The sequence below is a fragment of the Alteromonas sp. KC3 genome (assembly GCF_016756315.1).
Taxonomy (GTDB): Bacteria; Pseudomonadota; Gammaproteobacteria; order Enterobacterales; family Alteromonadaceae; genus Alteromonas.
The window spans coordinates 338709-353006 of sequence record NZ_AP024235.1 but is presented as its reverse complement, the minus strand read 5'-3'; the positions used below and the strand labels follow the sequence as shown (position 1 = coordinate 353006).

The 14298-nt window shown below is 45.0% G+C and carries 10 protein-coding genes and 3 rRNA genes; 3 read left to right on the top strand and 10 right to left on the bottom strand.

Annotated elements, in window-relative coordinates; all coding sequences use genetic code 11:
- Positions 1-18 precede the first annotated feature (18 nt).
- Both rplC and rpsJ read right to left on the bottom strand, forming a co-directional pair.
- Positions 19-657 (bottom strand): 50S ribosomal protein L3, encoded by a 639-nt coding sequence (rplC, locus tag JN178_RS01530; protein WP_131093693.1) that lies wholly within the window; start codon positions 655-657, stop codon positions 19-21.
- 18 nt (positions 658-675) lie between these two features.
- Positions 676-987 carry a 30S ribosomal protein S10 gene (gene rpsJ / locus JN178_RS01525; protein WP_010179497.1) on the bottom strand — a complete coding sequence of 104 codons (312 nt, stop codon included), beginning with the start codon at positions 985-987 and terminating at the stop codon, positions 676-678.
- A 559-nt stretch (positions 988-1546) separates the two neighbouring features.
- On the opposite strand from rpsJ, the gene JN178_RS01520 reads away from it, so the two are divergent.
- Positions 1547-3763, top strand: coding sequence for a GspE/PulE family protein (locus JN178_RS01520; RefSeq protein WP_202263272.1), 2217 nt, complete (start codon positions 1547-1549; stop codon positions 3761-3763).
- Between the two features lie 90 nt (positions 3764-3853).
- On the opposite strand, the gene acnA is transcribed toward JN178_RS01520, so the two are convergent.
- The gene (acnA, locus tag JN178_RS01515; RefSeq protein WP_202263271.1) at positions 3854-6571 is read right to left on the bottom strand and encodes an aconitate hydratase AcnA; all 2718 of its coding nucleotides are present in this window, start codon (positions 6569-6571) and stop codon (positions 3854-3856) included.
- 277 nt (positions 6572-6848) lie between these two features.
- Here acnA and JN178_RS01510 point away from each other — a divergent pair, with 277 nt between their 5' ends.
- On the top strand, positions 6849-7310 hold the full coding sequence (locus tag JN178_RS01510; protein WP_202263270.1) for a cupin domain-containing protein: 462 nt from the start codon (positions 6849-6851) through the stop codon (positions 7308-7310).
- 203 nt (positions 7311-7513) lie between these two features.
- Positions 7514-8260 (top strand): 2,3-diphosphoglycerate-dependent phosphoglycerate mutase, encoded by a 747-nt coding sequence (gpmA, locus tag JN178_RS01505; protein ID WP_159627395.1) that lies wholly within the window; start codon positions 7514-7516, stop codon positions 8258-8260.
- Positions 8261-8324: 64 nt separating this feature from the next.
- Here gpmA and JN178_RS01500 read toward each other — a convergent pair whose 3' ends face one another.
- The 7 genes from JN178_RS01500 to JN178_RS01475 form a co-directional block, all read right to left on the bottom strand.
- Entirely contained in the window at positions 8325-9326 is a 1002-nt protein-coding gene (locus tag JN178_RS01500) for a branched-chain amino acid aminotransferase (protein ID WP_159627396.1), read from the bottom strand.
- A 170-nt stretch (positions 9327-9496) separates the two neighbouring features.
- Complete coding sequence (locus JN178_RS01495) at positions 9497-10030, bottom strand: PH domain-containing protein (protein WP_202263269.1); 534 nt, start codon at positions 10028-10030, stop codon at positions 9497-9499.
- 48 nt (positions 10031-10078) lie between these two features.
- Positions 10079-10210 (bottom strand): hypothetical protein, encoded by a 132-nt coding sequence (locus JN178_RS20235; RefSeq protein ID WP_269752174.1) that lies wholly within the window; start codon positions 10208-10210, stop codon positions 10079-10081.
- A gap of 29 nt (positions 10211-10239) precedes the next feature.
- Positions 10240-10545 (bottom strand): hypothetical protein, encoded by a 306-nt coding sequence (locus JN178_RS01490; RefSeq protein ID WP_202263268.1) that lies wholly within the window; start codon positions 10543-10545, stop codon positions 10240-10242.
- A 201-nt stretch (positions 10546-10746) separates the two neighbouring features.
- A 5S ribosomal RNA gene (gene rrf / locus JN178_RS01485) occupies positions 10747-10862 on the bottom strand.
- Between the two features lie 138 nt (positions 10863-11000).
- A 5S ribosomal RNA gene (gene rrf / locus JN178_RS01480) occupies positions 11001-11116 on the bottom strand.
- A 120-nt stretch (positions 11117-11236) separates the two neighbouring features.
- Positions 11237-14105 (bottom strand): 23S ribosomal RNA (locus tag JN178_RS01475).
- Positions 14106-14298 lie beyond the last annotated feature (193 nt).

Below are 14298 nucleotides of genomic sequence, written 5' to 3'. Positions count from 1 at the left end.
CAGTTCACTCCCCAGACGTTACGCTTTAACAGCTGGCTTTACGATTACATCGTTGCCAGTTGCGCCAGGTACGGCACCTTTAACTAGGATAAGGCCGTTCTCTACGTCAACACGTACAACTTCCAAAGACTGAGTAGTCACTTGCTTGTTACCAAGCTGACCAGCCATTTTCTTGCCTTTGAATACTTTACCTGGTGATTGGTTTTGACCAATTGAACCAGGAGCACGGTGTGACAAAGAGTTACCGTGTGTCATACGCTGAGAACTGAAGTTCCAGCGTTTGATAGCACCTTGGAAACCTTTACCTTTTGATGTACCAGTTACATCAATCTTTTTAGTGTCGTTAAAGATTTCAACAGTGATTTCACTGCCTACTTCAATATCGGCACCTTCGTTGTCTTCTAGGCGGAATTCTACTAGAGTGCGTCCAGCTTCAACACCAGCTTTAGCAAAGTGACCTGCTTCAGCTTTGTTGATGCGGTTAGCTTTCTTAGTTCCAGCAGTAACCTGAAGAGCGCGATAACCGTCAGTTTCCTCAGTACGAACCTGAGTAACGCGGTTTGGGGTCGCTTCAATAACAGTCACAGGGATAGACGTGCCATCTTCAGTGAAGATGCGAGTCATACCCACTTTACGACCGACTAGACCAATCGCCATTGTTATAACCCTCTCTTATTAGCCCAGGCTGATTTGAACATCAACGCCAGCAGCCAAGTCCAAACGCATCAACGCGTCAACTGTTTTATCAGTTGGCTCGATGATGTCTACCAAACGCTTGTGAGTACGGATTTCATATTGATCACGCGCGTCTTTGTTAACGTGCGGAGAAATCAGAACTGTATAGCGTTCTTTGCGAGTAGGTAGAGGAATAGGACCACTTACCTGAGCACCAGTGCGTTTCGCAGTTTCAACGATTTCAGCCGTAGACTGATCGATCAACTTGTGATCAAACGCTTTCAAACGAATGCGAATTCTTTGATTTGGCATCGATTAAGCTCCAATCGAAAGAACAAAAAAATTCACCCTTTCTCTTCCATTTATTCCGGAAAGAAAGGATGTGCGTAAACCGATGGTTCCCAATCGGAACCCTGTTCTTTTTTCTAGCACGCCAGCAACAGGCTAATCAGTAAAGATGAATCCGTTACTTCGGCAACCACCCTAAAAGCAGTGAGGTCGCGGCTAAAAATTACATGCCCTAATTGGGCAGTGGGTGCGAATTATACAGAAAGGAGACTGTAATGCAAGGCCAAGTTTGCTTTTTGTACGAAATAAATGTGCATTTATTGATCGCCAGCGTTTCATCAGAATGTGACTTCACTTCATGCCTGTAAAGGAGGCCAATCTGTGAGTATTCTGTTATTTTAAGTTAAATATCGACAACGTCGTCGAACTTGTCTTGTTTATAGTCTATACGAATGTATATAAGCTTCTGTAAGTAGTATTGTTCGTTTCGTGTTATATATAAGTGCTTGATTGGACGATCGGTTAACTCTGACGATGCGTAGCATACATACAGGGCGTGTTGAACACTTTGAATTGAGAAGATATGGAAGTAGTAGATAACCAACAAACGTTTGCGCAAATAAAACGTATTCTAAATAATCACTCTACGCTACTTGATGCGTATAGCTTGTTAGAACCAATCATACTCGATTTGTTTGGCGCGCAACGCATGAGTATTTTTCAACGTCGTCGCCAGCATCAGGATTTGGTTGCGCGTTTTAAGACAGGGAAAGAGACGCTAGAAATTAAAGTTCCTATTAGCCCGATGTCGATTGCGGGTTATGTTGCGCTTTCTCAAAAAGCCATTATTGTTGCTGACCCTTACAACCCGTCGTTACTTCAGAACATTCATCCTCGTTTACGCTTTGCTGATAAGTTTGACAAAGACAACGATTTTAAAACGCAGAACATTCTTTGCGTGCCGATCATGAACGCCGGCGTGATGATGGGTGTGATTCAAGTTATTAATAAAAATAGCGGTGCCTTTAGCGAAGAAGACCTCAAGCTCGGAAACGCGCTTGCGCTTATACTTGGTGACAAATTTAGATTTGAATTAGGCGGTACAAACAATCCCTTTGACCTTTTAGTTCATAAGGGCCTTTTAGAAGAAGCAACATTAAAAGAATTGCAAGAATCAACGCCTGATATTCGTGCATTAGTTCAGCGTCTCATTTCTGAGTACCGTATAGCGGAGCAGGAAATTGGTAATTCGCTCTCTATTCATTACCAAGTACCTTATATTCCCTACCTGCCAGAGAAGTACCACAAATTCGAAAATGACAGTCGCCTGAATGTCTCTTATTTAAAGCGCAATTACGTTGCTGTTATTGCTGATGCTCACGATAAGCCTATCGTTTTAATGGCGGAGCCAAATAACGCCGCGCTATTAATGGAAATTGAAAGCGCTATGGGTATCGATACCTATGAGATCGCGGTTAGTCTCCCCAACCTGATACTACAGTACTTAGGTGAAAATAGCGGTGGTGGCGCACCGGGCGAAATGAGTGACATTCTTGATGAGATAGGCACCTCTACTGAAGAAAATGACGAGCATGTTGACGAATTATCGGATGATGCCCCTGCGGTTGTTCGTCTGGTAAGCCGAATACTTCACGATGCTAAACGACTAAACGCATCTGATATTCATATCGACCCTGAGAAAAACGCACCGACCCGCGTACGCATGCGTGTCGATGGTGTGTGTCGCGATATGAACCAAGTACCTAATTCTCATCACAGTGCAGTAATTGCGCGTATTAAGATAATGTCTAACCTTAATATTGCGGAAAAGCGCGTTCCGCAAGACGGTAAGTTGGCATTTAGGATGAATGGACAGCTTGTGGAAGTGCGTGTTGCAACAATACCAACGGTTGCGGGCGAAGGCGTTGTGATGCGTATATTGGCATCGGGCGGTGCTATGCCGATAGACAAGATGAACTTAGCGCCAAACAACCGTGCTCGCCTTGAGGAAATGATTAAAAAGCCTCATGGAATACTATTGGTTGTGGGCCCAACTGGTTCCGGTAAGACCACCACACTTCATGCCATTTTAGGGTACTTAAATACCCCTGAGAAAAAAATATGGACCGCTGAAGACCCGGTGGAGATCACCCAGCCAGGATTACAACAAGTACAAGTAAGCCCCAAAATAGGTTTCACCTTTGCGAACGCCCTGCGCGCATTCTTACGTGCCGACCCTGATATTATTCTTATCGGTGAGATGCGTGATAAAGAAACCGCACACGCAGGTATCGAAGCCTCGTTAACTGGTCACTTAGTTTTGTCAACGCTTCACACAAACTCAGCACCAGAAACCATTACCCGACTTTTAGACTTAGGCCTTGATCCGGTAAACTTCTCAGACGCCTGTGTGGGTATACTTGCCCAACGACTTGTTCGAACCTTATGTGGAAATTGTAAAGAAAAGTACGTCGCCACTGATACAGACCTTGCGTTCATTGAGCGTCAATACGGCAAAGAACATATGGCCGAACTTAATATTACTGCACCGCTTGAAATTTACCGTGCTAAGGGCTGTGAAGAATGTGGTAATACAGGCTACAAAGGAAGAACAGGCGTACATGAACTATTAGGTATGACTCAAGAGTTACGCTCGCTTGTTTATAAGGAAGCCAGCGTTGCTGAAATGAAAAAGCAAGCGACCAACGACGGTATGCGCACGCTGGTTCAAGATGCAATATTTAAAGTCCTTAAAGGCGACACTGATTTGGCTCAAGTACAGATAGTTGGAGGAGAATAACCCTCTTGGTACGTGCCGTTAAATACATAAAAAAGCCCAGCTAAGCTGGGCTTTTTATTTTTTGATGTAAGTTGATAATAGAATCAGGCGTTACTTTTTCAAGTATTCTCTAATAACGTAATGCAGAATTCCGCCATTCTCAAAGTACGTAAATTCATTCGATGTATCGATACGAATGTCCATCATGAAAGACTTACTTTCACCTTTATCACTATTAACCGTAACACTCACCTCTTTTTGTCCGCGCGATACAGCGTCAATAGAGTAAGACTCATTACCCTTTAAGCCTAATGAAGAGGCGCTATCGCCGCTTTTAAATTGTAGGGGTAAAATACCCATTCCAATTAAGTTAGAACGATGAATACGTTCGTAGCTTTCAGCCATTACCGCTTTAACCCCCATTAATGAAGGTCCTTTCGCTGCCCAGTCGCGACTTGAGCCAGTCCCGTATTCTTTACCACCTATAACAATTGCAGGCACACCATCGTCTTTGTAGCGCATAGCTGCATGGAAGATAGACATGCTATCACCGCTTGGATAATGGGTGGTGGCACTGCCTTTGGTACCAGGCGCTAATTGATTCTGCAGACGTACATTCGCGAAGGTTCCGCGCATCATAACTTCGTGATTACCACGCCTAGAGCCATACGAGTTGAAGTCACTTGGCTCTACACCTTGAGCTTGTAGGTATTCACCTGCAGGGCTGTCTTTAGCTATCGCGCCAGCAGGAGAGATATGGTCAGTAGTAATTGAGTCACCTACCTTAACCAAACACCGCGCATTCTCAATCGAATTAAGCGCCTCAGGCTCTTTACCCATTACTTCGAAAAATGGCGGATGCTTTATGTAGGTTGACTCAGGCCAGTCGTACACTGATGTTTTACTGACTTCTAGAGAATTCCATTCACCGCTACCTTTGAAAACATCGGCGTATTTCTCTTTAAACAGATCGCCAGTTACATTTTCAGCAATGTACTTTTGAATTTCATCTTCGCTTGGCCAGATATCTTTCAGATACACAGGCGAACCATCATCGGCTTTCCCCAGCGGCTCTTTGGTTATATCGATATTCATATTGCCAGCTAGCGCGTAGGCCACGACCAATGGGGGTGACGCCAAATAGTTTGCTGCTACATCAGGGTGAATTCGCCCTTCAAAATTTCGGTTTCCAGACAATACAGACGTCACTGTTAGTTTGGCTTTTCGAATGGCATCGGTAATGGCGTCGGGTAATGGACCTGAATTACCAATACACGTAGTACAACCATAGCCCACTAAGTTGAAGCCAAGCGCCTCTAGAGGGTCCATGAGCCCAGCATCTTCTAGGTACTGTGTGACAACTTGTGACCCCGGAGCCAACGACGTTTTGACCCAAGGCTTACGGGTTAGACCTTTTGCCGCCGCGTTTCTGGCAAGTAGGCCTGCGCCAACCAATACAGATGGGTTCGATGTATTCGTACAGCTTGTGATCGCGGCAATAACAATAGCGCCATCTTCAAGGTTGAATTTACTGCCTCTGAACTCAACAAATGAATCGTGATCTTCATCAACGTCTGCGGTAGTGCCTAAACCGCCCTCAGCCACAAAGTCGGCTTCTTCATCGACCACTTTAATGTCGATTTGTGAACGATGCCATTCTTTGAAGGCGTTAGCGGCTTCATCTAATGCAATCTTATCTTGAGGACGTTTGGGGCCAGCGATAGATGGCACTACATCGCTAAGGTCAAGTGATAACGTTTCATGATACTCAGCATCTTTTGAATGGTCGTCATGCCATAACTGACTAAATTTCGCATACGCTTCAACAAGTGCTATTTGCTGTTCGTCTCTGCCGGTTAACTTAAGATAATCAAGGGCAACATCATCAATTGGAAAAATACCACATGTAGCGCCGTATTCCGGAGCCATGTTAGCAATTGTCGCACGGTCGGCGGTGGTAAGGTGCTTCAATCCCGGGCCGTAAAACTCCACAAACTTGCCCACTACACCGTGTTCACGCAGTTGCTTTGTAATGGTTAATACCATGTCAGTAGCCGTAACCCCCGAAGGTAGCTGACCTGATAATTTAAAGCCGACTACTTTTGGCAATAGCATGGTAACTGGCTGACCGAGCATGGCCGCTTCGGCCTCAATCCCACCGACACCCCAACCTAATACACCTAAACCGTTAATCATAGTGGTGTGTGAATCTGTGCCTACCAAGGTATCTGGATACACTAAGGTTTCGCCATTTTCTTGTTTGGTAAATGCACAGCGCGCCAGATATTCCAAGTTAACTTGGTGAACTATACCGCGCCCAGGGGGAACCACTTTGAAGTTGTCAAAACTCGACTGCCCCCATTTCAAAAATTGATAACGTTCTTTGTTTCGCTCAATCTCAATATCGGTGTTCTTCTCTAGGGCATTTTCTACAGCGAAATGGTCAACCATAACAGAGTGGTCTATAACCAACTCAACCGGATTGAGCGGATTAATTGCTTGTGCATCGCCACCGAGTCTATCAACTGCATCTCGCATAGCGGCTAAATCAACAATTGCAGGAACGCCTGTAAAATCTTGCAAAATTACACGGGCAGGCACGAACGATACTTCATGGTCAACGTGGTTAGTCACATCCCACTTTGCGACTTGTTCAATATCGTTACTTGATACGAACTCTTCATTTTCGTGACGAATTAGGTTCTCAAGTAAAATTTTTATGCAGAAAGGGAGTCGGTCGAGCGCATACTGTTTACCGATACCATCTAAGTTGACTGCCTTGTAGGTATTCCCCTTCACCTCTAGCTGTGAAAAAAACTTGTATGTCATACGCTCTCCATCCTTATTTGCCTGTTCAAAGGTTATTTTAATAAGCGTGGGTTTTTACCCCAGACGCTTGATAGTCTTATTTGTACGCAAAACACATGAAAAAAAGTTCACATTGGATAATAGCGACCTGACTTATAAGAGCACTTACCATTTACATTGATATAACATTCTTGTTTTCTTATAAAGGCGCAAACGGTATGCTTAAGTTCGATTAGAACAGCCTTGCGCTTTGCTAAATAATGCGCAGCCAAAAAGGCGAAAGAGTAACGACACAACTATGACCCACCCACTAGTAAAAAAGTACAACTTAACACCTCACCCAGAAGGTGGCTTCTATCGTCAGGTATTTCGGTCTGAACATGAAACCCAATCATTCGTTCACGGTGATACTCGTCCTGCACTTACGCACATTTATTTTCTACTACTTAAAGGGCAGGTAAGCCGCTTTCATCGCGTTTTACACGATGAAGTTTGGAATCATTACGAAGGCGCACCACTGCAACTTTTGCAATTGCATAAACAGCAGTTGTGGGAACGACGCATTGGTGGCGAAGGAAATGAGTACGTGGAGGTAGTTAATGCAGGCCATTTTCAAGCAGCACAAAGTATGGGCGACTATTCATTAGTTGGGTGTACCGTGGCGCCAGGGTTTGACTTTGCCGACTTCAGTTTTATTGAAGAGCCTTCAATGAAACAATGGTTAGATATAGCACATCCTGATTTAAGTCGTTTTATATAGGCAATCGTAAGTAGGCTGACAGAACATTTGGCAGTCTACATTTATTTTATAATTACTCGTCATACCTGCACTTTTGTCTGCGTATAAACTGGATTTTTTGATGCCAATCAAGGATGATATCGACAGTTTTTAAAATATACGTCTGAACGTCCATAGTGGCGAACTTCAGACTATCTCACTCTAACGCCGCAGGTAACCCAACTATGTATAAATTGGTACTTATTCGTCATGGAGAGAGTCAGTGGAACCTTGAGAACCGTTTCACAGGCTGGCACGACGTTGACTTGACTGACACTGGCGTAGCGCAAGCGAAAACCGCTGGTCAGCTACTTAAAGATGCTGGATTTGCATTTGATCAGGCTTATACGTCTGTGCTTTTACGTGCTATCAAAACGCTGAATATTGCGCTTGAAGAAATGGGCCAGCACTACTTACCAGTTGAGCGCCATTGGAGACTAAACGAGCGTCACTATGGTGGATTGACAGGTTTAGATAAAGCAGAGACTGCCGCTAAACACGGTGAAGAGCAAGTTAAGATTTGGCGTCGTAGTTTCGATATTCCACCGCCAGCGGTAGAAACAGACAGCGAACACTTCCCTGGCCACGACCCTCGTTATAGCCATGTTGATGCTGACATTCTTCCTCGTGGAGAGAGTTTAAAGCTTACTATTGAGCGCGTACTTCCGTATTGGCACGATGTTATCCGCCCAGATATCCAAGCTGGAAAGCGTGTCATTATTGCCGCTCACGGCAATAGTTTGCGTGCACTTGTTAAGTACTTAGATGGCATGTCAGATGAAGAAGTTCTTGGCCTGAACATACCTACTGGTGTACCACTAGTTTATGAACTAGATGAAAACCTAAAGCCAATTTCAAAAGAATACTTAGGCGATCCAGAAGCTATTAAGGCGATGATGGATGCCGTGGCTAAACAAGGTAAAGCAAAATAAGCCGTTACCGTTTAGATACAAAAAAGCCTGCTTATGCAGGCTTTTTTATTGGTGTTCCATCGAACTAGCGAGGTACTTTCACTAACCAGTTGTGAGTGTCTTCTGCTTTACCCCACTGGATATCATTTAGCGCCTGTCTTAACTTCATAGTTACTGGGCCTGCCTCACCACTTCCAACCTGATACTCTTTATCATTATGGATAAAAGTACCTACTGGCGTAAGAACTGCCGCAGTACCTGAAAGTGCCGCTTCAGTATTCGGTTTTGCTGATCGTTCTAAAAGCTCTTCTACAGTGATGTCACGCTCACTTACTTTCATGCCGTGATCTTTAGCAATTTGAAGCACCGTAGCGCGCGTCACACCGTGTAAGAAACTTGAATCTAACCCTTTAGTGATAATTTCATCGCCATCAATAAGTAAGAAATTGGCTGCTCCAGTCTCTTGTACATCACCATTAGGGCAAAACAATATTTGGTCAGCTTGAACTTCTGCGCGCGCTTTTAAAATAGGCGGTAAGGCACTGGCATAGTTACCACCACTTTTAACCATTCCCATGTGCGGTGCACAGCGCATCCCTGTTTCATCCAGTAGCAAGCGTAGTGGCTTTGCACCGCCAGCGAAATAATCGCCAACTGGCGATAATAATACATACAACATTGAACTTGCTGATGGCGCTGCTGCTTTACCTATAGACGCTTCTGTGCCGATGTGCGTTGGGCGGATATACATCGAACCAGGAGGCTCAGGTACTTCAGACGCGTACTTCGCAACAATATCAATGATCATTTTTTCTACTTGCGCTTTGTCTATTTCAGGCAAGTTTAAAAGACGACTACTTTGAGCAAAGCGCTCAATGTTTTTGTCCATTCTGAAAATGTTAATACTACCATCTTCGTGTTTGAATGCTTTTAGGCCTTCAAAGCAAGTGCTCGAATAATGGAGCACATGTGCACCAGGATGCAATTGAATACTATCTGCGCTGACAAATTCGGTGTCAGTCCACTTATCGTTGACAAAGGTAGCAAGTGCCATTTGTGGCATAAATACTGTACCGAATACGGCCATTGGTTCGTCCTATTCACTTCGACTAAAAAAATATCCGATAGAGTTTACCAAAAAACAGTCACATTGCTAAAAGTAAGTAGATGCTAATAGAGCTTTTATTTAAGAAGATCGTCTAGAAATACTGACGGCAAACAAATACCAGACTCAAAAGAGAAAAATTCACGTTAGTGCTATTTACTGTCTAGTGCTTTTTCTAGTAGTAGCTCAATACGTTTAACGCTGGCAATTAGCACCTTCATATCATTGTTTTCATCTGTTTTCTGCTCTGGCATTGCGTTATTACCCGTTAACAACTTATCTTTCTGAGCCAATATCGTTTCTCTGAATGTTTCGGCGTCATTGATACCAATCAATGAAACCAAGGCGCCTTGAGCTGACTGCCCAGCAGTTTCAAATGACAGACGATAAAGATTGAAGACGCGCATTAGTGGCCCTTGCACCATAGCGACATCTGTTATCTTCTCTAGCGGAATAGACTTCTCTTCTTTATTAAACACACCTCGTTTTACCACGAGTTTTCGCTCAGTCACAATCGCTGACATCGCGGCTAATATTTTGCTACTAATCAGAAAGAATAGGGGAATAGATATAATTAAGACTGGTATTCCTACTACAGTGATAGTTGAAACCAATAGTAAGCTTATTAACCAATAAGTTTTTACGGCTGGGTTGAAGGTGGCACTGATTATTATTCTTTCAGACATTATAAGAACCTTTTTATCGTAATAAATTGAGTATACCGCTGCTAAGGATCAGAAATGATAAACGACTTGTGCATTGCCATCGAAACGATTCGTATCGTTTTGTGACTCTTTTCCATAGCCGGCTTCTACTCTAAAAGCCCAACCTTCACGTGAGGTATTGAGTCGATACTCATATGACATTCCTATGCCTTGCGTTGTTTGGGCATCAGTTAGCGCCAACCTAATAATAGGCAAGTCAGTTCATCTTCGCAGCTGTACTCTGCATCTCTCGCGCCCACAGCACCAAGGAATATGCCTACAACATGGTTTTCGTATTGTTTTTGTGCACCCAGAGTAAAGCCGTCATCTAATCCCAATTTATAATTCAGGTATAGCTCTACATCATCATATTTTGTTGAAACCGTAGGGACAAGAAAGAAAGGCCAGCCACCACCTAAACTCACATCAATATCCTGAGCGATACCGTTAGATGAAAAGCAAGTTAGTGCAATTAGTGATACTCGAAGCTTACGCATGATATTCCTTTAGTACGCTCAAAACGAATAGTGTAGTAGCGAGTTGGTGAATGAAAGGTGAAAACCCACTACGTTATAAGCGCAACAATACCAGCAGTTTGTAAACTAAGTTATTGCAGAAAAGAGAAAAATTGTAAGTAAATAAGTAGAGCATAAGAAGCAAAAACCCAGCTTTCGCTGGGTTCTTTGTTTTAGAATTGGGACCGGCAGTGTCCTACTCTCACATGGGGAAACCCCACACTACCATCGGCGCTAATACGTTTCACTTCTGAGTTCGGAATGGGGTCAGGTGGTACCGTATCGCTATGGCTGCCAGGAAAAACTGGTTTACAGTAGCGTTTACTGCGTAAAGCTGAGAACTCTCAACCTCACTAAATTCTGTGAGCCCGCATATAAAATGCTGTAGCTTCTATATAAAGCAAAAACCCGCCGTAAGGCGGGTTTCTTTAATTGGGACCTGGCAGTGTCCTACTCTCACATGGGGAAGCCCCACACTACCATCGGCGCTAATACGTTTCACTTCTGAGTTCGGAATGGGGTCAGGTGGTACCGTATCGCTATGGCTGCCAGGAAAAACTGGTAACAATCTAGAAAACTGGATATCAATTCAATCAGTGAGTAACTGTCTTTTCACTCTACTTACTTTAGCTTGTCTACAACACTCAAAAGCCTAAAGCTTCTTGGGCGTTGTATGGTTAAGCCTCTCGGGCAATTAGTACAGGTTAGCTTAACGCCTTACAACGCTTCCACACCCTGCCTATCAACGTCATCGTCTATAACAACCCTTCCAGAACTTAAAGTTCAGGGATGACTCATCTTTGGGCCGGCTTCCCGCTTAGATGCTTTCAGCGGTTATCCGTTCCGAACATAGCTACCGGGCAATGCCATTGGCATGACAACCCGAACACCAGCGGTTCGTCCACTCCGGTCCTCTCGTACTAGGAGCAGCTCCCATCAATCATCCAACGCCCACACCAGATAGGGACCGAACTGTCTCACGACGTTCTAAACCCAGCTCGCGTACCACTTTAAATGGCGAACAGCCATACCCTTGGGACCGACTTCAGCCCCAGGATGTGATGAGCCGACATCGAGGTGCCAAACACCGCCGTCGATATGAACTCTTGGGCGGTATCAGCCTGTTATCCCCGGAGTACCTTTTATCCGTTGAGCGATGGCCCTTCCATACAGAACCACCGGATCACTATGACCTACTTTCGTACCTGCTCGACGTGTCTGTCTCGCAGTTGCTAGCTTATGCCATTGCACTAACCTCACGATGTCCGACCGTGATTAGCTAACCTTCGTGCTCCTCCGTTACTATTTGGGAGGAGACCGCCCCAGTCAAACTACCCACCAGACACTGTCCACAATCCCGATTAGGGACCAATGTTAGAACATCAAACATACAAGGGTGGTATTTCAAGGACGGCTCCACACAATCTAGCGACTGTGCTTCAAAGCCTCCCACCTATCCTACACATGTAGGTTCAATGTTCAGTGCCAAGCTGTAGTAAAGGTTCACGGGGTCTTTCCGTCTAGGTGCGGGTACACAGCATCTTCACTGCGATTTCAATTTCACTGAGTCTCGGGTGGAGACAGCGTGGCCATGGTTACACCATTCGTGCAGGTCGGAACTTACCCGACAAGGAATTTCGCTACCTTAGGACCGTTATAGTTACGGCCGCCGTTTACCGGGGCTTCGATCAAGAGCTTCGCTTACGCTAACCCCATCAATTAACCTTCCGGCACCGGGCAGGTGTCACACCCTATACGTCCTCTTACGAGTTTGCAGAGTGCTGTGTTTTTAATAAACAGTCCCAGCCACCTGGTCACTGCGGCCCCATCTGCTTACCACGTAAAGTGTTCACAAACAGGGGCGTACCTTCTCCCGAAGTTACGGTACAATTTTGCCGAGTTCCTTCACCCGAGTTCTCTCAAGCGCCTTAGTATTCTCTACCTGACCACCTGTGTCGGTTTGGGGTACGGTTCACATAATCATAAGTTTAGAAGCTTTTCCTGGAAGCAGGGCATCAACAACTTCACTACCGTAGTAGCTCGTCTCGCGTCTCAGCTTTAAGAACCCGGATTTACCTAAGTTCTCGGCCTACTCGCTTTCACTTGGACAACCAACGCCAAGCTTGCCTAGCCTTCTCCGTCCCTCCATCACTGATTATATAAGTACGGGAATATTAACCCGTTTCCCATCGACTACGCATTTCTGCCTCGCCTTAGGGGCCGACTTACCCTGCCCTGATTAGCATGGGACAGGAAACCTGGTCTTCCGGCGTGGGAGTTTTTCACTCCCATTATCGTTACTCATGTCAGCATTCGCACTTGTGATATGTCCAGCAAGCTTTACAACTCACCTTCATCCACTTACACAACGCTCCCCTACCCAGCATGTAAACATGCTGCCGCAGCTTCGGTATATTGCTTAGCCCCGTTACATCTTCCGCGCAGGCCGACTCGACTAGTGAGCTATTACGCTTTCTTTAAAGGGTGGCTGCTTCTAAGCCAACCTCCTAGCTGTCTATGCCTTCCCACATCGTTTCCCACTTAGCAATATTTTGGGACCTTAGCTGGCGGTCTGGGTTGTTTCCCTCTCCACGACGGACGTTAGCACCCGCCGTGTGTCTCCCGGATAGTTCTCATTGGTATTCGGAGTTTGCAAAGGGTTGGTAAGTCGGGATGACCCCCTAGCCTTAACAGTGCTCTACCCCCAATGGAATTCGTCCGAGGCTCTACCTAAATAGATTTCGGGGAGAACCAGCTATCTCCCGGTTTGATTGGCCTTTCACCCCCAGCCACAGGTCATCCCCTAACTTTTCAACGTTAGTGGGTTCGGTCCTCCAGTTGATGTTACTCAACCTTCAACCTGCCCATGGCTAGATCACCGGGTTTCGGGTCTATACCTAGCAACTAAACGCGCAGTTAACACTCGCTTTCGCTACGGCTCCGTTATTCACTTAACCTTGCTACTAAATATAAGTCGCTGACCCATTATACAAAAGGTACGCAGTCACCCCGAAGGGCTCCCACTGCTTGTACGTATACGGTTTCAGGTTCTATTTCACTCCCCTCACAGGGGTTCTTTTCGCCTTTCCCTCACGGTACTGGTTCACTATCGGTCAGTTAGGAGTATTTAGCCTTGGAGGATGGTCCCCCATATTCAGTCAAGATAACACGTGTCCCGACCTACTCGATTTCACTGTAAAGAATCCGTCGTGTACGGGGCTATCACCCTGTATCGCTCCTCTTCCCAAAGGATTCCACTAAATTCTAAACAGCTTAAGGGCTGCTCCCCGTTCGCTCGCCGCTACTAGGGGAATCTCGGTTGATTTCTTTTCCTAAGGGTACTTAGATGTTTCAGTTCCCCTCGTTCGCCTCGTTAACCTATGTATTCAGTTAACGATACCTATAAATAGGTGGGTTTCCCCATTCGGACATCTGTGGCTCAAATGCATTTTGTCGGCTCACCACAGCTTTTCGCAGACTTACACGTCCTTCATCGCCTCTAACTGCCAAGGCATCCACCGTATACGCTTCGTCACTTAACCATACAACCCCAAACAGCCTTTTGACTTCTGCCTGAGTTATGTCGTATGAATGACAAGCTAATCGGAAGAATTGCCTTGCTATCAAATCATCGATTGATAACAAGCAATTCAGTCAAGTAGAGTAAAAAGTCATCTTTCGATTTCTCAGTTACTCAATTTTGATTGATTACTATTAATATCAGCTTTCCAAATT